Annotated in this window: 20 protein-coding genes and 4 tRNA genes; 20 read left to right on the top strand and 4 right to left on the bottom strand. The window is 38.4% G+C overall.

Annotation, left to right across the window (positions count from 1 at the left end; translation table 11 throughout):
- The first annotated feature begins 2 nt into the window (after positions 1-2).
- From DI076_RS13925 to DI076_RS13910, 5 genes are all read left to right on the top strand, one after another.
- A complete protein-coding gene (locus DI076_RS13925) occupies positions 3-815 on the top strand; it encodes a hypothetical protein (protein ID WP_108960388.1) in 813 nt (270 codons plus the stop codon).
- 6 nt (positions 816-821) lie between these two features.
- A complete protein-coding gene (locus tag DI076_RS13920; protein ID WP_108960387.1) occupies positions 822-1,139 on the top strand; it encodes a TRL-like family protein in 318 nt (105 codons plus the stop codon).
- Positions 1,136-1,381 (top strand): hypothetical protein, encoded by a 246-nt coding sequence (locus DI076_RS20075; RefSeq protein ID WP_135358391.1) that lies wholly within the window; start codon positions 1,136-1,138, stop codon positions 1,379-1,381. The genes DI076_RS13920 and DI076_RS20075 overlap by 4 nt, the downstream gene beginning before the upstream one ends.
- 121 nt (positions 1,382-1,502) lie before the next feature.
- Positions 1,503-1,808, top strand: a complete 306-nt coding sequence (locus DI076_RS20350) for a TRL-like family protein (protein WP_245918436.1) — start codon at positions 1,503-1,505, stop codon at positions 1,806-1,808.
- 21 nt (positions 1,809-1,829) lie between these two features.
- Positions 1,830-2,252 (top strand): Ig-like domain-containing domain, encoded by a 423-nt coding sequence (locus DI076_RS13910; protein WP_108960385.1) that lies wholly within the window; start codon positions 1,830-1,832, stop codon positions 2,250-2,252.
- 139 nt (positions 2,253-2,391) lie between these two features.
- Here DI076_RS13910 and DI076_RS13905 read toward each other — a convergent pair whose 3' ends face one another.
- The gene (locus tag DI076_RS13905; protein WP_108960384.1) at positions 2,392-4,539 is read right to left on the bottom strand and encodes a sodium-translocating pyrophosphatase; all 2,148 of its coding nucleotides are present in this window, start codon (positions 4,537-4,539) and stop codon (positions 2,392-2,394) included.
- A gap of 70 nt (positions 4,540-4,609) precedes the next feature.
- On the opposite strand from DI076_RS13905, the gene DI076_RS13900 reads away from it, so the two are divergent.
- Positions 4,610-5,779 carry a tetratricopeptide repeat protein gene (locus tag DI076_RS13900; RefSeq protein WP_108960383.1) on the top strand — a complete coding sequence of 390 codons (1,170 nt, stop codon included), beginning with the start codon at positions 4,610-4,612 and terminating at the stop codon, positions 5,777-5,779.
- A 209-nt stretch (positions 5,780-5,988) separates the two neighbouring features.
- Here DI076_RS13900 and acs read toward each other — a convergent pair whose 3' ends face one another.
- Entirely contained in the window at positions 5,989-7,953 is a 1,965-nt protein-coding gene (gene acs, locus DI076_RS13895) for an acetate--CoA ligase (protein WP_108960382.1), read from the bottom strand.
- Between the two features lie 82 nt (positions 7,954-8,035).
- The gene (gene folE / locus DI076_RS13890; RefSeq protein WP_108960381.1) at positions 8,036-8,587 is read right to left on the bottom strand and encodes a GTP cyclohydrolase I FolE; all 552 of its coding nucleotides are present in this window, start codon (positions 8,585-8,587) and stop codon (positions 8,036-8,038) included.
- A 147-nt stretch (positions 8,588-8,734) separates the two neighbouring features.
- Here folE and DI076_RS13885 point away from each other — a divergent pair, with 147 nt between their 5' ends.
- The 6 genes from DI076_RS13885 (at position 8,735) to DI076_RS13860 (ending at position 12,755) form a co-directional block, all read left to right on the top strand.
- Positions 8,735-9,832, top strand: coding sequence for a glycosyltransferase family 4 protein (locus DI076_RS13885; RefSeq protein WP_108960976.1), 1,098 nt, complete (start codon positions 8,735-8,737; stop codon positions 9,830-9,832).
- A 161-nt stretch (positions 9,833-9,993) separates the two neighbouring features.
- Positions 9,994-10,185: a (2Fe-2S)-binding protein gene (locus tag DI076_RS13880; RefSeq protein WP_108960975.1), complete on the top strand. Its 192-nt coding sequence runs from the start codon at positions 9,994-9,996 to the stop codon at positions 10,183-10,185.
- Positions 10,163-10,636: a WbuC family cupin fold metalloprotein gene (locus DI076_RS13875; RefSeq protein ID WP_108960380.1), complete on the top strand. Its 474-nt coding sequence runs from the start codon at positions 10,163-10,165 to the stop codon at positions 10,634-10,636. The genes DI076_RS13880 and DI076_RS13875 overlap by 23 nt, the downstream gene beginning before the upstream one ends.
- Complete coding sequence (locus DI076_RS13870; RefSeq protein WP_108960379.1) at positions 10,633-11,652, top strand: CE1 family esterase; 1,020 nt, start codon at positions 10,633-10,635, stop codon at positions 11,650-11,652. Before DI076_RS13875 ends, DI076_RS13870 begins: the two co-directional genes overlap by 4 nt.
- Positions 11,633-12,511, top strand: coding sequence for an alpha/beta fold hydrolase (locus DI076_RS13865; RefSeq protein ID WP_108960378.1), 879 nt, complete (start codon positions 11,633-11,635; stop codon positions 12,509-12,511). The genes DI076_RS13870 and DI076_RS13865 overlap by 20 nt, the downstream gene beginning before the upstream one ends.
- 43 nt (positions 12,512-12,554) lie before the next feature.
- Positions 12,555-12,755: a YgaP family membrane protein gene (locus DI076_RS13860; RefSeq protein WP_108960377.1), complete on the top strand. Its 201-nt coding sequence runs from the start codon at positions 12,555-12,557 to the stop codon at positions 12,753-12,755.
- 63 nt (positions 12,756-12,818) lie between these two features.
- Here the strand turns inward: DI076_RS13860 and DI076_RS13855 are convergent, their stop codons facing one another.
- Positions 12,819-13,976, bottom strand: coding sequence for a class I SAM-dependent RNA methyltransferase (locus tag DI076_RS13855; RefSeq protein WP_108960376.1), 1,158 nt, complete (start codon positions 13,974-13,976; stop codon positions 12,819-12,821).
- Between the two features lie 70 nt (positions 13,977-14,046).
- Here DI076_RS13855 and DI076_RS13850 point away from each other — a divergent pair.
- The 8 genes from DI076_RS13850 to recR all read left to right on the top strand — a co-directional run bounded on the left by DI076_RS13850 (position 14,047) and on the right by recR (position 17,828).
- Positions 14,047-14,130: transfer RNA gene (locus DI076_RS13850), tRNA-Ser, on the top strand.
- A 7-nt stretch (positions 14,131-14,137) separates the two neighbouring features.
- Positions 14,138-14,224: transfer RNA gene (locus DI076_RS13845), tRNA-Ser, on the top strand.
- Positions 14,225-14,616: 392 nt separating this feature from the next.
- Positions 14,617-14,690: transfer RNA gene (locus DI076_RS13840), tRNA-Arg, on the top strand.
- Position 14,691: 1 nt separating this feature from the next.
- On the top strand, positions 14,692-15,132 hold the full coding sequence (locus DI076_RS13835) for a nucleoside deaminase (RefSeq protein WP_108960375.1): 441 nt from the start codon (positions 14,692-14,694) through the stop codon (positions 15,130-15,132).
- Between the two features lie 45 nt (positions 15,133-15,177).
- Positions 15,178-15,264: transfer RNA gene (locus DI076_RS13830), tRNA-Ser, on the top strand.
- Positions 15,265-15,395: 131 nt separating this feature from the next.
- Entirely contained in the window at positions 15,396-16,856 is a 1,461-nt protein-coding gene (gene dnaX / locus DI076_RS13825) for a DNA polymerase III subunit gamma/tau (protein WP_108960374.1), read from the top strand.
- Between the two features lie 20 nt (positions 16,857-16,876).
- Positions 16,877-17,242, top strand: a complete 366-nt coding sequence (locus DI076_RS13820; RefSeq protein ID WP_174705084.1) for a YbaB/EbfC family nucleoid-associated protein — start codon at positions 16,877-16,879, stop codon at positions 17,240-17,242.
- A complete protein-coding gene (gene recR, locus DI076_RS13815) occupies positions 17,220-17,828 on the top strand; it encodes a recombination mediator RecR (RefSeq protein ID WP_108960373.1) in 609 nt (202 codons plus the stop codon). The genes DI076_RS13820 and recR overlap by 23 nt, the downstream gene beginning before the upstream one ends.
- Positions 17,829-17,972: the final 144 nt, after the last annotated feature.

The raw sequence follows: 17,972 nt of genomic DNA, 5'->3' as shown, positions 1-17,972 counted from the left end.
CCATGAAACAGATATATTTATTTCTAATTTTATTTTTCAGTTTTGTTTCGAGTGTATTTTCACAGTTTAATAATAAAGGATTTGCACATCCTCTTCAGATAGAACCTGTTGCCGTGTATTCTAAAGTGAGAGGAAACTTAAGTTACTGGGACAAGGATTACAACCAAGTAAAAGAGATTAACAAAAACGTAAGTGTCGAAGGTGAATATAAGTTTAGTGATTCTTTTTCAGTGATTTCCTCAGTAGGAAGGACTGAATATTCACAAACGGATACAACCAAAGAAGTTACTTGGGACAGATACAATGTGGGTCTCAAATATGGTAAAATTTTTGATGCTGGAAATTCTCAATTTTTAATTGGTGGTGGTCTCCGTATTTACGATAAAAAAAGAAATTCTTTATTTAGAGAACATGAAAACCCTGAATATTATTTGATTCGCCCCAATTTTGGACTTGGTTATAAATATGGAATTTTCCAAATCATGACCGAACTTCGTTTCCAAACAGAAACAAACAAACACGGACGTGAATCAAAATTAGATGAATTCAAACGGTATTACCAAGTTGGTATCGCACCTTCCTTCGGCATTGCAGACTCAGTTCGCATTTTCACCGAATTAGAATACAGAGAACCGATTGATAAAACAGCCGATAAAAACCTACGTTACTTTAATTTTTTTCCAGGTATCTCGATGAATACGGAGAGTATGGGAACATTTAGTTTTAGCCTAATGTTTGGTGTGTTGCCAAAAGCAGATAATGCTATGGACCGCGGGATTCGATTTTCTTATTTTTACTTTTTTGACACCAACTAATTTCGTATGAAGAGATTCCTATGTGTTGGGTGGATTTTTTTATTAGGGAACTGTCTTAGTATCCAAATTGGAAATCCATCTTTCACTGTTTTCCAAAACAAAGGACAATCTGGATGGTATACGCCTGGGAAAATTCCAGTTCCTGGGGATACCTATGTAGAATCCTGTACCACGAATTATTTTGGTCTTGTGAGTGTAGGGAATGCTAGTTACGAATGGGTAACGAAAAGATCCCAGCTAAAAGAAATCCATAGCGTGGATCATATCTATAAAAACCAATATTTCTTTTTCCAAGAACTTTGTTTGCGGGTAACAGGAATATGAAACAAAACATTGATTCACTGAAAGAGTTTTCGAAGAAATTAAAGAGTGGTTTGATTTACGAAGAAATTGAATCTAAACTAAAAGAGTTTCACTCCAAAAAGAACACAAAACCGAATAAGTCACTTGATGCTTTGTCCTCAAAAATTCGAAAAAAAGAAGAACAAATCGAAAAACTTTATGATGATATCATCCTTTTACAAAACCAACTTTCCAATCTTTTGGACAAAGAATTGCAAAAATAAAATTTTCTTATTACCCAATATTCCTAAAAATCTTAATTCTTTCCTATCACATTTATGTGTTCAATTTCGTTACAATTGCCATTTCCATTCACGTATATTTTCTCTTAACAAAGGATCATTTTTGGGCTTTCGGTTCCTCCAATTCTTCATTCTTATGTTTCTCATTCAATGTGCCAGTTCAGGATTTGGCACACAAGGCCTTCTTTATGAAAACCAAAGGATCTCAATGATGGAAACAGGTCTTACTGCCACAAAAGAGGGTTTTTCCTGTTCGATATCTTATTTAGGACTTGTCGCCTATGGCGACGCATCAATCGAAATGGCACAACGCCAAGGAAACATCAAAGAAATTACGTCAATTGAATTAGAAACCTATAATTTCTTCGGGATTTACGCAAAACTATGTACGGTAACTAGAGGAAATTAGTCGAAACTAAGGATAGAGCCAATGGTCATGTGGAAAAGAATCAGATTGTTATTTCTATTTGTATTTTCTTCCGTACATTGTTTGCCGGAACCTTCACCTTCCTTACTGGGTATTCTTGTGTTACCGCTTGTCACACAAACTTCTGCAACCTTTACCATTGAATCCACAACACCAGCTAATGGAGCCACGGGTGTGAGCCTTAATCCAACGATCACCATCATCATGACCCAAGCCATTGAACCCACATCTCTCAATACAAATATTTCCTGCTCTCCTTCTTGCCCAAGCCTGACTGGTGGATCATCGAATCGTACAATCACTCTCACACCAACCAGTGCACTCACTTCTGGGATTACGTATACAATCACCTTAAACCAAAACATCCAATCCACCTTTGGACTTACCTTAGGAACCAATACTAGTTTTAGTTTTACAACTTTATGAAATAAAAAAGCCGACGATGTTACGCCGGCTTTTCCAGAAATCCAATTCATCTAAAATAAAATTGGATCATCAAAATGGAAACTGCCCTTTTGATTCAGAAGGACAATTACTTTTCGATCTGATTGAATGTATTCCTTTCTTATTTAAAGAAATTTAATACGATTCCACCTTTTGTCACAAAAAACTCAGCAAACACAAGTGATGTGATTGCCATCAGTTTGATAAGGATGTTGATTGCAGGTCCAGATGTATCTTTAAACGGATCACCTACTGTATCACCGACAACCGCTGCTTTGTGTTTTTCAGAACCTTTTCCACCAGCAGTTTTTTCGATGTATTTTTTCGCGTTGTCCCAGGCTCCACCAGAGTTAGCAGAAGAGATTGCAAGCACGACACCTGACACAAGCGCCCCCGCAAGTAAACCCGCAAGAGACTTAACACCAAACAAATAACCCACAACTATTGGGCTAAGGAGTACGAGAAGACCTGGAGGAATCATTTCACGAAGGGCAGCTGAAGTGGAAATATCCACACATTTTGCATACTCTGGTTTTGCTTTTCCTTCCATAAGTCCAGGGATCTCTTTGAATTGGCGACGTACTTCTTTTACCATATCAAGAGCTGCCTTTCCGACTGACTTCATGGTCATAGCAGAGAAAATAAAAGGAAGCATCGCTCCAAAAAGAAGACCACCGAATACAAGCGGATCAAGGAGTTCGATTGATGTTAAATCAATTGCTCCCTCTCCCATTTCCTTGGAAGCATTTTGAGTTCTTGTGATAAACGCAGCAAATAGAGCAAGTGAAGTAAGAGCCGCAGATCCAATCGCAAATCCCTTTCCAACCGCCGCAGTTGTGTTTCCTGCTGCATCCAAAGTATCGGTTCTGTCACGAACGTCTTTTCCAAGTTCTGCCATTTCAGCAATCCCACCTGCATTATCTGATACAGGGCCGTAAGCATCGATAGTAAGGCCAATCGCAATGGTAGAGATCATACCAATTGCAGAAATCGCAATTCCATACATCCCAGCAAGGATATTGGAAACCACAATTACGATCACAAGTAAAATGACTGGAACTACAGTGGATTTGTAACCAAGAGCTAATCCATAAATGATGTTGGTTGCAGCACCAGTCTCACAAGCATCTGCAACTTCACGTACAGGTTTATACGAGTGAGAGGTATAAATCTCAGTGATCCAACCGATAAACATACCAGCAAACAAACCTAATGCGACTGAAGTGTATACATTCCATTTTGTGATGGTTTTGTCGCCGATTTGGAAACTATCGATCATAAACAGGTCAGTAGCGAAGTAAAGAGCACCTGCCACAATGAATGTTGAAATCCAAAGTTGGAGTTTGAGAGCTTTTTCTACGTTTCCACCTTCTTTCACTCGCGCAAAAAAAGTTGTGATGAGTGAAGCTGGAATTCCAATCGCAGAAATCAAAAGAGGATAAAGAAGAGCTGAGTTATTATCTGCAAGAGCTGAAGCTGTTGCACCAATTACAAGTGCCGCACAAGTTGCTTCCGCTGCCGAACCAAAAAGGTCAGCACCCATACCAGCAATGTCACCCACGTTGTCTCCTACGTTATCTGCAATGGTTGCAGGGTTACGAGGGTCATCTTCCGGGATTCCTTTTTCCACTTTTCCAACTAAGTCAGCACCAACGTCTGCAGCTTTTGTGTAAATACCACCACCCACACGTCCAAAGAGTGCCACTGATGATCCACCAAGGCCAAAACCAGCAAGAGATTCCATGAGGATGTGTTTTGCAACAGTTGGATTGGAACCTGTGAAAAGTAGGAATAAACCAATCATGCCAAGAACAGCAAGACCAATCAGTCCAAAACCCATGACAGCTCCAGAGTCAAATGCGACTCGGAAGGCTTTTGAAAGAGAAGTTTTTGCAGCTTGGGCAGTTCTTACGTTTCCAGCAGTCGCAATTTTCATCCCGATAAAACCAGAAAGGCAAGAAATGAGAGCTCCCGAAACAAAAGCGATCGAAGTATAAATTCCTTCATTGAATTCTGTGTTGGGATTATCTAATAAAAGATAAATGAGAACCGTCATGAAGCTGATAAAAAGCAGAATGACACGGTATTCTCTGAGAAGGAAGGCCATAGCCCCTTCTGCGATCGCGGCGGAGATTTCTTTTAATTTGGCGGTTTCTTTGTCGTTGCCACCCTCTGCGCCCACTTGGATACGTATAACACGTGCGGCGTAGAAAATCGCCGTGGCGATGGAGACCAGTGCCATGACGATAATGATTAACTCTACATTCATGAGATCCTCTTTGAGATTGTTTATTTGTATTTCTAAGAAATTTTAGAAGATGACCGATGAGAATCCATAGATGATACTTCGGTCTAGGAGAATATGGCAATTTAGTGTTTTGGTAACAAGTCTATTTCTTGTTGTACCTTCAATTTTAGCTGAACCAGAGCCCTTAAATCCCGTTAAAGCGTTTTATGGTTACGAAGACCTACTGCGGATGGCTGAGGACAAAATTGTCCAAGAAACTCCTGCCAAAGCTTTTGATTTTCTCATCAAAGCAAAAGAATTAAACCCTGACCCCGATTACAGGTATTACAATCTATCTGCCCAGGCCCACATGAAATTAGGCCAGATTTTTGATGGGATCCATGCTTATGAAGAATCCATCAAACGGAAAAAAGACCAATTGGATTTGGTTTTGTACATTGCCGATTTTTATGAAAAAGAGAAAAAACCGAGAGAAGCACTTTTTTATACCAAACTGTATTTAGAACAAAAACCAAATGCAAAGTACAGATTGTATTTGGCCGCTATCCTTTCTCGCCAATTGGGATTGGAATCCGATTACGAAATGTACATCCAAAATTTGGAAAATGACAAAACTTTTGTTTCCGAAAAAGAAGCCTTACAAACTAGCCTTCTTAAAAACATCAAAAATAGAAAATGGAAAGAAGCAGATGATTTGAGTTTACGATATCTTGTTTACTTTCCACGAGAAGAAGGTATGTATGAAACTTTGATCCTAGCAAGGCGTGGTCGAAATTCGGATTCACTTGAACAAGCTTACATTTGGACTTCTACAATTTTTTTAAAAGAAACAAGATACTTCACACGTTATGGAGTTTACCTCCAAGAGAAACAAAGGTATTTGGAATCCTTAACTTTGTTTCGGCGAGGATTTTACAACCTTCTTAAAAATGATCCAAATTCAGATGCCAAAGAAATTTTATTTCTCATCCGCCAAAGTTATGCGAATCTCGGAAAAGACCGTGACACCTTAGCAATTGATTCCTTAGTCAAAGATTTCCAAAACCAAAAGCAACTCACTGGATCTGATCTTGAAAACCATGTTTCCACATATCGAAAAAATAGAGAATATTTGCTTTTTGCGATCCATTGGTTTTCTTCGCGAAATGAAACCAAGGCAAATGAATACCGAAGGAAACTAAAGGAACGTGATTTGGAATTTGAAGAATCGGAATTCCTTCGTGTGATGGGCCCTTTTGCGGCACTACCACAAGATTTATAAAGGAAACGAATTATAGTATTTTAAATTTCAAAACAAGGAACCCGAATCTCCAATTTCTGGTTACCGACTCAGAGATTCCTAACACAAAATTTACGTTTGTATATTGAAACCTTGCACTCGATTCTAAAATCGACATCAAATGAACTCCTTCCAAAGCCAGACTAGTTATCCAGGAATTGGAAGGAGTTCTTTCTTACGAAATGATCTGCTTAACTGTGATACTTCTTTTTATCATCAATTAAGGATTGTACAACAGATGGATCGGCAAGTGTACTAATATCACCTAACGTATCAAATTCGTTGTTGGCAATTTTTCGTAAGATCCTACGCATGATTTTCCCTGAACGAGTTTTGGGAAGTCCTGGTGCCCAGTGGATCACGTCAGGTCTTGCAATTTTCCCAATCATTTTTTCCACCATGGCAATGAGTTCTTTTTTCAATTGGTCGTTTGTCACAACCCCTTGTTTTACAGTGACATAGGCATAAATCCCTTGGCCTTTGATATCATGTGGGAAACCAACCACAGCAGCTTCTGCCACGGATTTATGTTCGACAAGGGCACTTTCTACTTCTGCTGAACCTATGCGGTGACCAGAAACATTCAGTACATCATCAACTCTTCCTGTGATGCGAAAGTAACCTTCTTTGTCTCGGTTTGCCCCATCTCCCGTAAAATAATACCCTTTGAATTGGGAAAAATAAGTATCAAAAAAGCGTTTGGAATCTCCATACACACCTCGCATCATCGATGGCCAAGGTTTTGCAATACAAAGATTTCCAGAGATTTCTCCCTTGTCTTTGATCTCGACTCCTTCATTGTCCACAAGGACTGGTTGGATTCCGTAAAAGGGCCAACTGGCCGAACCAGGTTTTTGTGGGATCGCTCCAGGGATTCCTGAAATCATGATGGATCCCGTTTCTGTTTGCCACCATGTATCGACAATCGGGCATTTTGATTTCCCGATATTGGCATAATACCATTCCCAGGCTTCTGGATTGATTGGTTCACCCACCGAACCAAGTAACCGTAGTGATGCGAGTGAACGTTTTTTGATTGGTTCGAGTCCTTCTCGCATGAGTGCCCGAATGGCCGTTGGTGCCGTATAAAATACTGTAACTTTATATTTATCGATCACGTCCCAAAATCTACCCATATCTGGGTAACTTGGAACCCCTTCAAACATAAGTGAAGTTGCTCCATTAGAAAGAGGTCCATATAAAATATAACTGTGCCCTGTGATCCATCCGATATCTGCCGTACACCAGTAAGTATCAGTGTCTTTATAATCAAAGATAGTTGCAAATGTAAGATTAGCACCTAACAAATATCCTGCGGTTGTATGTAAGACACCTTTTGGTTTCCCAGTGGAACCTGAAGTGTAAAGGATGAAGAGTGGATCTTCTGAGTCCATAGGAACAGCGGGACATTCCTTTTTCACCTCTGGGTCTTTCATGAGATAATGGTACCAGTGGTCACGGCCCTCTTTCCAATTCAGATTGCCTTCGTCTCCAGTTCGTTTGACAACGATGACATCATTCACTTGGAACTTGGTTTCTGATAAGGCAACATCCACATTTTTTTTCAGTTCAATTGGTTTGCCACCGCGGTACCCACCATCAGCTGTAATGACGAGTGTAGGTTTACAATCTTCAATACGACCAAGTAGGGCTTCTGGAGAAAATCCTCCAAATACGACGGAGTGAACCGCCCCAATGCGAGTACAAGCAAGTGTGCTAATGGCAAGTTCAGGGATCATAGGAAGGTAAATGAGGACACGATCCCCTTTTTTCACTTTGAACTTTTTTAAAACATTAGCAAAGTGATTCACCTCTCGGTGTAAATCATGGTATGTGAGAACTTTTGATTCGTCTGGATTGTCTCCTTCCCAAATCAGTGCGGCTTTGTTTTTCAGAGGAGAATCAAGGTGACGGTCTAAACAATTATAAGAAACATTTAGTTTTCCACCGACAAACCATTCTGCTTTGGCTTTAGCAAAATCATGTTTTAAAACCTTTGTCCATTTTTTAAACCATGTTAGGCGTTTCGCTTGTTCTGCCCAAAATTTTTCTGGTTTTTCAATCGATTCTTTGTATTTGGCTTTGTATTCTTTTAAGCTAACATTTGCAAGTTTGGCAAATTCTTTGGATGGTGCCACGATTCTTTCTTTCGGCATAGTTTCCCTCTAGAGGAAAAAGACTGAACTTTTTTAGAAAAAAGTCCAGCATGAATCGTAAAAAAGAATTTAAAAAATGAACTTAGTGGGAACCGGTTCGGATCAGATCTAAAAATTCGCTTCGTGTGGTAGGATCTGTTTTAAAAACACCAAGCAAACTAGAAGTGAATAGTTCCGAGTTTTGTTTTTCGACACCTCGCATCATCATACACAAATGTTTTGCTTTGATGACAACACCGACTCCCAGTGGGTCCAAAGTTTCTTGGATCGCCTGTGCAATTTGATCGGTAAGTCGTTCCTGAACTTGTAACCGACGTGCAAATACGTCGACAATTCTTGGAATTTTACTAATCCCAATGATTTTTTTATTTGGAATGTATGCAACATGTGCTCTTCCATAAAAAGGAAGTAAGTGGTGTTCACATAAAGAATACATTTCGATATCACGAACAAGCACCATTCCCGTTGTACTCTCTTCAAAAATAGCCCCGTTTACCAATTGGTTGATGTCCGCTTTGTATCCACTGGTTAAAAAGTCATACGCCTTTTTGACTCGGTTGGGCGTTTTCACAAGACCCTCTCGATTTGGGTCTTCACCAATTTGTTTCAGGATTTCTTCGATTAAGTTTTCCATCCGATTCCTTTTTGAAAGTAAGTTCTATGTGAACCTGCCCTTCAAAATTTGAATGCAGAATATTCACTACTTATTTGACTAGACTTGGCTTCTTAGGAAAAGATACATTTCCTTTTTTTGATTCGAAAGGACATAATCATCAAACAAATGCAAAAAAAAATTGGCTACGATGCAAGGATGATCGAAAATTCTGGGATAGGAATTCGCATCCAACATATATTAAAATTTTGGCCTTTAACTGAAAAGGACGCCAAACTTTATCTATTCGGAGATCCTATTCTTCTCAAAAAATATGAAGTTCCAAAACATGCAGAAATCATAGAATACAAAACAAAAATTTATTCACCTAAGGAATTTTTGGGTCATCCAAAAATGGCGGAGATGGATGTCTTGGACATTCCCCATTTTAATGTTCCAATCAAGTTCCTTCGTAAATGTATCGTTACCATTCATGACTTAATCCCTTATCACTTTAAGGAAACCCATAGTTCCTTTGTAAAACGATTGTATTTACAAATTGTTTTTCGTTCCATTCAGTGGTTTGCAAAAACTATTATCACTGTTTCTAATTATACAAAAGAAGATCTAATCAAATGTTTTGGTTTTAGAAGGGATCGAATTACTGTTATTTATAACGGGATTGATTTAAAAAATTTTTCAAAACGATCAGAGACACAACTGAATGTGTTTTTAAAAAAACATAATTTGCCAAAACAGTATCTCTTTACCGTTGGGATCGGCAAATCTCATAAAAATTTTCCATTCTTATTATCACAACTGGAATCATTATGGAATAAAAAACACCTCATACTTCCCCTTGTGGTAGGTGGGATTAGTAAAGAAATTCCAAAAGAATTATTGGAATTCCAAAAACAAAATCCAAACCGAATTTATTTCCTCCCTCATTTGCCATACGATGAGTTACCTCTAGCTTACCAAGCAGCAACCTTGTTTGTATATCCATCTTTATTTGAAGGGTTTGGTTTTCCCGTTTTGGAGGCACAAGCGATAGGAACTCCCGTCTTTTCTTCCAATGCGACGGTGTTACCAGAAGTGTTAGGAGTAGGTTTTGAAGCGTTTGATCCTAAAGAACCAATTTCCTTTACCAACCAACTTCTTTCCCTTCTCAACGACAAAACTCGTCTTTCTGAATTGAGAAAACTCGGGAAAGAGAATGCCAAATCGTTCACTTGGACGAATGCATTAAAAACTCTCGAGGTTTTGTACAAAAAACAATTGAGATAGTTTCTCCCAGTCATTGAAGGGTCGGTTTTCGTGTTTCCAATCGATTTGTTTCTAGATTATGTCCCTCGTCTTTGTCTTTTCCGTTTGCAAAAATTTCAACGTTAGAGCAGGAAAAATTCTTGTCATCCTTGCAAAAGGGCAAGAGACTGATTCTCAGAACCATGATCAAGTGTCACTGTGCAGAAGTTTTCTTTGAAACCATCTTAAATGTTGTCAAAGAAACAAATCGCCCTATACTAGAAGTCGCCCGTGAGATGGGAGCGGCAGATACTTGTACGGCTTGTGTTCCGGATATGTTAGCCTTCATCGAACGAGAATTGGAAGGCCAACTTGCAGGAAATACAAATCATTGATTCCGATTTAATCGGAAACCTCATTTCAAAAGCACAAAACACAGAACGGAAACGAACAAACCATAACTTCCATGATCAGAAGGAAGTGTACCAAAGGTTTCTCAATGTTCTATCTAAGAATACATACATCTCACCTCACAGACACTTGTCGGACCCAAAACCAGAAACCTTTGTTGTTCTAGAAGGCGAAATTGGATTTTTAATTTTTTCAGAAGATGGAAGTATCAAAGAATTTCACAAATTATCTTCACAGGGACCAAAACGAGGGATCGATTTACAACCAGGAGTTTGGCATAGTTTGGTCTGTCTGTCAGATGTAGCTGTTTGTTTTGAGGGAAAATCAGGTCCCTACGATCCAACAATCGATAAAGAATTCCACCCGAAGTATCCGCTTGAGGGAGATTCCAAAGTCACAGAAACTATTCAATATTTTGAGTCCCTATTTATATGATGGGAATTGTTAGGCGTATCTTTTTTTATTCAATTGTATTCATGTTAACAACTCCATTTTCTTTTTTTTGTAAATCTCTTCCTTCGATTGTTCCAGTGAAGGACCATACTTTGGAATCCATAGTTTCTGATGGGATCATCCGTAATTTCCGATATTACATTCCAAAAAATAGAAATGAATCCAAGTTACCTGTTGTTTTTGTTTTACACGGCGGCGGAGGTAGTGGTGAAGGAATGATTTATCTTTCACGTATGACGGAAAAAGCAGAAGAATACGGGTTTATTGTCGTCTATCCCGATGGATATGGGAATCGATGGAATGATGGAAGGAAAATTCCACATTCTCTCACTGACAAAAGAAATACAAAAGATGTACAATTTTTTCGCGATATGGTTCAATTCCTCGATAAAAAAATCCCAGTGGATACAAGTCGCATCCATGCTGTTGGTATTTCCAATGGTGGATTTATGACACAACGTTTGTTATGCGAAGCAAATGATTTGTTCCATTCTGGATATTCTGTTGCTGCCGTTACATCAAAAGGGTTAACTGAAATTTGTCCCAAACCTCCAATAAAATCAATTGGTTTTATCATGGGAACTTCTGATGATGTTGTCCCTTTTTCGGGAGGCATTGTATCCATACCAAAAGATATGAGCCCAAAGGCAGAACGAATTCCTGCTGGAGAAGTTTTGTCATTTGTAGACTCACTTTCGTATTGGAGTTCTGCTTTTCCCTGCAAAGAAGAAATCAAAACAAAAAAACGTCATATGAATCGTTTTTGGAAACGAGACATTGAATATTCGAAAGTATCCGATTGTTCTGGGGATGAAGTCGTGGAAGGTTATTTAATTCCTGGTGGTGGGCATATTTGGCCTAACGGATTTTATTACCAAAATGAAAAACAATATGGATACCTAAGTAAGGACTTGGATACGAGAGAGATTGTGTTACAATTTTTCCGAAAAACAGAATCTAAAGAAAAGTTGGTAAACAATGCATCATTCGGAAATTAGAAATTCATCCACCGTCTTTACCACATTAGAAACAGGTTCTGGTGACCCTGTCTTATTTTTACATGGTTTTCCTGATAACCATAAAACATTTTCTCCAATCATGGAATCAATTGCTAAAAAAGGTTATCAGTGTATAGCTCCTGTGATGCGTGGATATGAACCATCCACCATTTCACATGCGAACAAACTACATGTTGTTGATTTAGTGAATGATGTATTAGGATGGATGGATGATCGCAGATGGGATTCTGTCCATTTGGTGGGACACAATTGGGGTGCAATCATAGCCTACGCTGCTGGGATGTACTATCCAAATCGTTTTCGATCCATCACAAGTTTGGGAGTCCCATTACTCAAAACATTTCAAGATTCTTTTATTTGGGCACCCTTACAAACATTTCATTCCTGGTATGTTGCACTTTTTCAGATTCCTTATTTAGCTGAATTAACAATTCGTTCGAATCAATTTGCCTTAGTTGATTTTTTATGGAAAGACTGGTCACCAGGATTCACTCCTAACCAGGACCATTTGGCCGAAATCAAATCGAATTTCCAAAATCCAGGGATCCTTTCCTCGGCTCTTGCATATTACCGAAACTTGAATGATTTATTCACAGAATCAGGGAGAGAAAGTATCATAGGAATTTTTGATACACATATTACAGTTCCCACCCAAGTACTTTATGGATTGAATGATGGGTGTTTTCATAAAAATTTATTTGAACACCTATTAAATGAATCTGATTTTCCATGTGGATTTCGAAAGATTGGATTTGATCATGCTGGTCACTTCCTGCATTGGGAAAAAAGAGAAGAAGTCACCAAACTTATCTTAGAGTGGATAGAAAAAAATAGATAGAAATTTCGCCAAAAAATCGTCGGATTGGTTAAGGAGACTTAGTATGTTTCAAAATATGGGATTATATGACAGAGTCATTCGTGTTGTAGTAGGCCTTGTGTTAGGCGGTTTGTATTTAGGTGGTGTTGTGGAAGGAACCACTGCAATTGTATTGTTCGTAATTGGTTTAGTGATGATTGCGACTTCAGCAATTGGCTTTTGTCCAGCATACCTACCTTTTAAGATTACAACCAAAGGAAAATAAACTTAGATTTTCCTTTGCATTTCTATCAAAAGATAACAACTCATTGAGAACAAAATGAGTTGTTCATTTTCGTTTCCGTAATCGCACTAACACCTCATAATGATTCGTCCTTGGAAAAAAATCAAACAAACTCAAATGGTCCATTTCATAACCAATTTCTTTCAGGGAAGTTACATCCCTACGCAAAGTACTTGGATTACAGCTGGAATAAACAATCTCCTTTGGTTTTAACATTTCTGCAGTTTCAATGATTCCTTTCGATAAACCCGCCCTTGGTGGATTCACGATCCATGTAGGATAGGTTTTAAGATCTTTGGGTATATGTTTTTGGTAAAGATCCAAAACTGCATATTGATAGGTTGTGATTCCATTGGCTTTTGCATTTTGATTTGCATATTGAATGCTTTTTTCATGAGATTCGATTCCATAAAGCGATTTGATTCTATCGCGTAAGGTAATGCCAATGGTTCCACATCCACAAAACAGTTCCAAAACATTTGCATCCTTAGGTAACAAGGACTTAATTTTCTGAATCCAAGATTCCACTAAGAATTGGTTGATTTGAAAAAAGCCTTTTGCAGGCACCGTAAGTTTTGTACTCAAAAATTCAAACTTTGTTTCTTCTTTTTCGTACAACACAACTGCATTTTGGGACAAACGTAAGGAAAGCGAATTCGCTTGTTTTTGCATTTTTGGCAATCGGTTTTGTTTAGGCTTCTGTTTGGAAAAAATAGCAAAATCGTTTGGATTTTCAATTAACAACCGTTTATCGACATTCTTACAAATAGAGGAAGAATTTGGAATGATCCGGTGGGTGTTTTTTGCAAAAAAACCAATTTGTCCACCTTCCACTTGCCATTGTACATTATTGCGATACCCAACACTTGGTCCCGTTGTCACCTCTACTTTTCCAATCCATTCCAGGAACATAAATTCCAATAGGGAAGTCTTCACTTTCACTTCCTCTTCGTAGGAAATGTGTCGGTAACTACACCCGCCACATTCTAAATACACAGGGCAGTCAGAGGGAACCCTTAATGGTGAAGATTCAATCACTGAATCTACAATACCAAACCATTCCTTATTGCCTTGTTTGGTAAGAGTTATGTCCACAGTTTCACCTGGGATCCCACCTTCTACAAACACAGCATGCCCATCATAGTGAGCTAGACAGTAACCACCATTCGCCCACTTTTCTAATTTTATCTGCAACTTTTCCATTCTTGTAGACCATTCATTGAATATTCATTTGACACTGCACTCGCATTTAACATAACGGATAAGTACTCTTGGAGAAGTGGCTGAGTGGTCTAAAGCAGCGGTCTTGAAAACCGTCGTGGTAATCCCACCGTGGGTTCGAATCCTACCTTCTCCGAGTCGCTGGAGACGTGCCTGAGTGGCCGAAAGGAGCGGTTTGCTAAACCGTCGTACGAGCAATCGTACCCAGGGTTCGAATCCCTGCGTCTCCGTTGTTACCGCCATGAAATTCACCCAATTCAAAGAAAAAATCCAGAAAATTAAAATCTACCTTCTGACTGATGAAGCAGCAAAAATCTTTGCGAGCTTACCTCTGTATTTTTCCTGGGTTCCCATTTTTACTTGGAAACGCCAATTTCCTGAATTTGTGTCCCTTTCTTTGTATTCCGCGGTTAATACTTGTTTGTTTTTAATAGGGATTGTTCTCGCACAAATCCTATCACTCCTACCTTTTGTGGGACTTTACCTTGCAGCTACCTTACACCTCATTTCCGTATTACTTTATCTAGGAATTGCGGGATTTTTGATTTACTCCATCCGCTTGCAAAAAACCATAGTGATACCCGTTCTTTCGGACTGGGTAAAAATGCTCCAAGCATTGATTGCGCCCATAGCTCAACTGGATAGAGTATCTGACTACGGATCAGAAGGTTAGAGGTTCAAATCCTCTTGGGCGCGCGTGGATATCTATGAATCGTTTTTAGAACGATATTCAATAGAAGTTTCCAAACATAAAAACGAAATCCCTTCCTATTCTGAAGTTTTAACAAAAGATGGAGAGTTTCTGACTTCTTCTTTTAATTCCGTCGAACAAACATTAAATCCAACAAAACACAGCGAAATTTTAGCCATCGAAGCTGCACTTTCTCTTACCGATGGGCGTTACCTTTCAGACCATATTTTACTCACTGCTCTTGAGCCATGTTTACTCTGTGCGGGTGCTATTTTACGAGTGAAACTTCCCGAGGTAGTATACTTCGTTCCAGCAAAACCTGGAGAAGGAATTTCCTCTTACACAACAGAATCCATTTACCTCTTGAACCATTTTCCAAAATGCACTCTCATACCAAAGTCGCAAATAAAATTTGAATTTCTTAGTTTTTTCAAAGAGAAAAGGTAGAATTCCTAAGACCGTTTCTTTTTATGGAAGGCAGTAGAAATCACTGGAGAGATGTCAGAGTGGTCTATTGTGCATGCTTGGAAAGCATGTGTGCCAAAAGCACCCCGGGTTCGAATCCCGGTCTCTCCGCCACTTTTTCCACCCACAACTCCCTAAAATTGCACCTCTCTTGAAAATTATTTCATTGCTTCCAAGCCATGAATTTTCATACTCAAAGGGAAATCCAAAATTCAAATCTTACTGAAAGTAAAACAAAGAATTAAATGAGCGAAAACCACCAAGTACTCTTTCGAAAATACCGACCACAGTTCTTTCGGGATGTGATTTACCAAGACCTTGCTGTTGGTTCTTTACAAAACGCATTTAAATCTAAAAAAATTGGACATGCATATATTTTCATAGGGCCAAGAGGTGTTGGAAAAACAACCATCGCAAGGATCCTTGCAAAAAGGCTCAACTGTGAACGCCCCGATGGTGTTGAACCTTGTAATGAATGTACTTCTTGTTTAGAAATCACAAAAGGAAATTCTAATGATGTTTTTGAAATTGATGCGGCATCCAACAGTGGTGTTGATAATATCCGTGAATTAAGAGAAAATGTAAAATTCAATGCGATGGGGGGAAAGTACCGCGTATATATTTTGGACGAGGTACACATGCTCAGTGGAGCTGCTTTCAATGCGCTTCTCAAAACATTAGAAGAACCTCCTGCCCATGTAGTTTTTATTTTAGCAACAACTGAGTATCATAAAATCCCTGAAACTATTTTATCGCGTTGCCAAGACTTTCATTTCCGAAAAGTTCCAGTAACGGTTTTACAATCTTACATCGAAACACTTTGTACAAAGGAAGGACTCAAATATGATTCAGAAGGATTATTTTGGATCGCAAAAAAAGGTGATGGGTCTGTTCGAGATACCTTATCCTTTATGGAACAAGCGGTTATATTCACTGACGGGAATTTAACAGGAGCTAAACTAAGAAAAATGATTGGGTATCATGGAATTGATACCTTTACTGATTTCCTTAACCAACTCATAGATACTTCACAAAGTGCTCAAATTTTCGAAACTTTGGAAAATTTATTCCAAGCAGGTATTGATCTTAGTAAATTTATTTGGGATTTTATCGAATTTTTAAATTCACTACTTCTCATCAAAGACAATTTAGCTGATCGCGAATCAATTAACATTCCCCAAGAAGACTTACAAAAACTCAAACAAAACTACCGCGAACTTGATCGTGAAATTTTAGTTTTACTCGCTGAAAGAATTTTTTCCATACACGAAAAATTGAATTTAATGAAACTTCGAAGTTCGTATGAGATGAAAGTCTATCTGGAAATTCAATTTCGCAAATTAATATTGGACAGAGAGAAACCAAGTGTTTCCGGATTATTAGCAAAAATTTCAGAATTAACAAAACTAGTACAGGGGGACATTAGCACCATTCCTGATTCGATTGAACCAGTTAAAAAACAAAGCCAAACTGCAATTCCCACTCAGGAAAAACCAATTCCAAACACAAACACACAACCTATTGCAAAAATAGAATCACCAACACCAGAAATAAAAACACAAATTCCGAATTCTCCCACAATGGATAAGAATCAAAATGCCAAAGAACCAAGTCCAAGTGGGAATCACCCGGAGGATATGGAGAAATTATTAAAAGAAAAATTTTCTGGTATGGAAGTAGATCCAAAACAATTTAAAAATTTATAAGTCCAAAGGTTAGTATGGGTATTTTTGACCAAATGAAACAGATGCGAGAAGCATTTTCGCAACTGGGAAACATCAAAGAAAAACAAGAAGAACTTCAAAAACGACTCGCGCAGATTCGAGTCACTGCATCAGCCGGAGCTGGAATGGTAGAAGTCACTGCATCTGCTGATGGAACTCTTACAAATTTAAATATCAATCCCATTATGTTTAATGCGGATGATAAAAAAATGTTAGAAGATTTGATCTTATCTGCAACTAACGAAGTGCAACGAAAAGCAAAAGAAACCATGGCACACGAAATGAAAAATGTCTTAGGTTTTAATCCTAGTGATTTTGAAGGTGTATTCAATCAAATCCAAAAGGATGGAGGGTTTCCTCCTGTCTGATCCACAATTCCAAAAACTAATCCAAGCCTTTTCAAGCCTTCCAGGAATTGGAAAAAAAAGTGCCACTCGTATCGGATTTCATATATTACGAATGGACCCTAGCACATTCCAATCTTGGTTACATCATATTGAAGAGGCCAAAACCAAACTTCGATTTTGTGATGATTGTGGAGGACTTACTGAGGAACCAATTTGTTCCATTTGTTTATCTGATCGAAGGGATAACGGAATTCTTTGTGTTGTGGAACAACCAGAGGATATCTTTTTTATCGAAAACACAAAAGAATACTCAGGTAAATATCATGTTCTCAATGGAGCAATCTCTCCCTTGGATGGAATTGGACCAGAACAATTGCGCATCAAACAACTCATGTCGCGATTGGATACTGGTGAGATCAAGGAAGTTCTCATTGCAACAAATCCAACACTCGAAGGTGATGCAACTGCTTCTTACTTATCAACCGTGATCAAACCGATGGAAATCAAAATCACAAGGATTGCACACGGAATAACTATTGGTGGTACTTTGGAATATTCCGACCAGTATACATTAGGAAAAGCAATCAAGTCGCGATTGACATTATAAACATATTCTTTGGATCAAACTAGTTTGAATCTACTTTGATTCTACAATTTCGAATTCTAAATTTTCCCCAAAAAATTGGAATTTAACTTTTCTTTCAATTTCGAAATAACCAACGAAAGAAATATAAATCAATATAAACAGATA

This window comes from Leptospira ellinghausenii, assembly GCF_003114815.1.
GTDB lineage: Bacteria > Spirochaetota > Leptospiria > Leptospirales > Leptospiraceae > Leptospira_A > Leptospira_A ellinghausenii.
Note: the sequence above shows the minus strand (reverse complement) of the source record. Positions and strands in the feature narration are given on the sequence as shown.

Coding starts and splice junctions, on each gene's coding strand:
- DI076_RS13925 (WP_108960388.1), top strand. CDS start 3: ATGAAACAGATATATTTATTTCTAATTTTATTTTTCAGTTTTGTTTCG.
- DI076_RS13920 (WP_108960387.1), top strand. CDS start 822: ATGAAGAGATTCCTATGTGTTGGGTGGATTTTTTTATTAGGGAACTGT.
- DI076_RS20075 (WP_135358391.1), top strand. CDS start 1,136: ATGAAACAAAACATTGATTCACTGAAAGAGTTTTCGAAGAAATTAAAG.
- DI076_RS13910 (WP_108960385.1), top strand. CDS start 1,830: ATGGTCATGTGGAAAAGAATCAGATTGTTATTTCTATTTGTATTTTCT.
- DI076_RS13905 (WP_108960384.1), bottom strand. CDS start 4,539: ATGAATGTAGAGTTAATCATTATCGTCATGGCACTGGTCTCCATCGCC.
- DI076_RS13900 (WP_108960383.1), top strand. CDS start 4,610: ATGATACTTCGGTCTAGGAGAATATGGCAATTTAGTGTTTTGGTAACA.
- acs (WP_108960382.1), bottom strand. CDS start 7,953: ATGCCGAAAGAAAGAATCGTGGCACCATCCAAAGAATTTGCCAAACTT.
- folE (WP_108960381.1), bottom strand. CDS start 8,587: ATGGAAAACTTAATCGAAGAAATCCTGAAACAAATTGGTGAAGACCCA.
- DI076_RS13885 (WP_108960976.1), top strand. CDS start 8,735: ATGCAAAAAAAAATTGGCTACGATGCAAGGATGATCGAAAATTCTGGG.
- DI076_RS13880 (WP_108960975.1), top strand. CDS start 9,994: ATGATCAAGTGTCACTGTGCAGAAGTTTTCTTTGAAACCATCTTAAAT.
- DI076_RS13870 (WP_108960379.1), top strand. CDS start 10,633: ATGATGGGAATTGTTAGGCGTATCTTTTTTTATTCAATTGTATTCATG.
- DI076_RS13865 (WP_108960378.1), top strand. CDS start 11,633: ATGCATCATTCGGAAATTAGAAATTCATCCACCGTCTTTACCACATTA.
- DI076_RS13860 (WP_108960377.1), top strand. CDS start 12,555: ATGTTTCAAAATATGGGATTATATGACAGAGTCATTCGTGTTGTAGTA.
- DI076_RS13855 (WP_108960376.1), bottom strand. CDS start 13,976: ATGGAAAAGTTGCAGATAAAATTAGAAAAGTGGGCGAATGGTGGTTAC.
- dnaX (WP_108960374.1), top strand. CDS start 15,396: ATGAGCGAAAACCACCAAGTACTCTTTCGAAAATACCGACCACAGTTC.
- recR (WP_108960373.1), top strand. CDS start 17,220: ATGGAGGGTTTCCTCCTGTCTGATCCACAATTCCAAAAACTAATCCAA.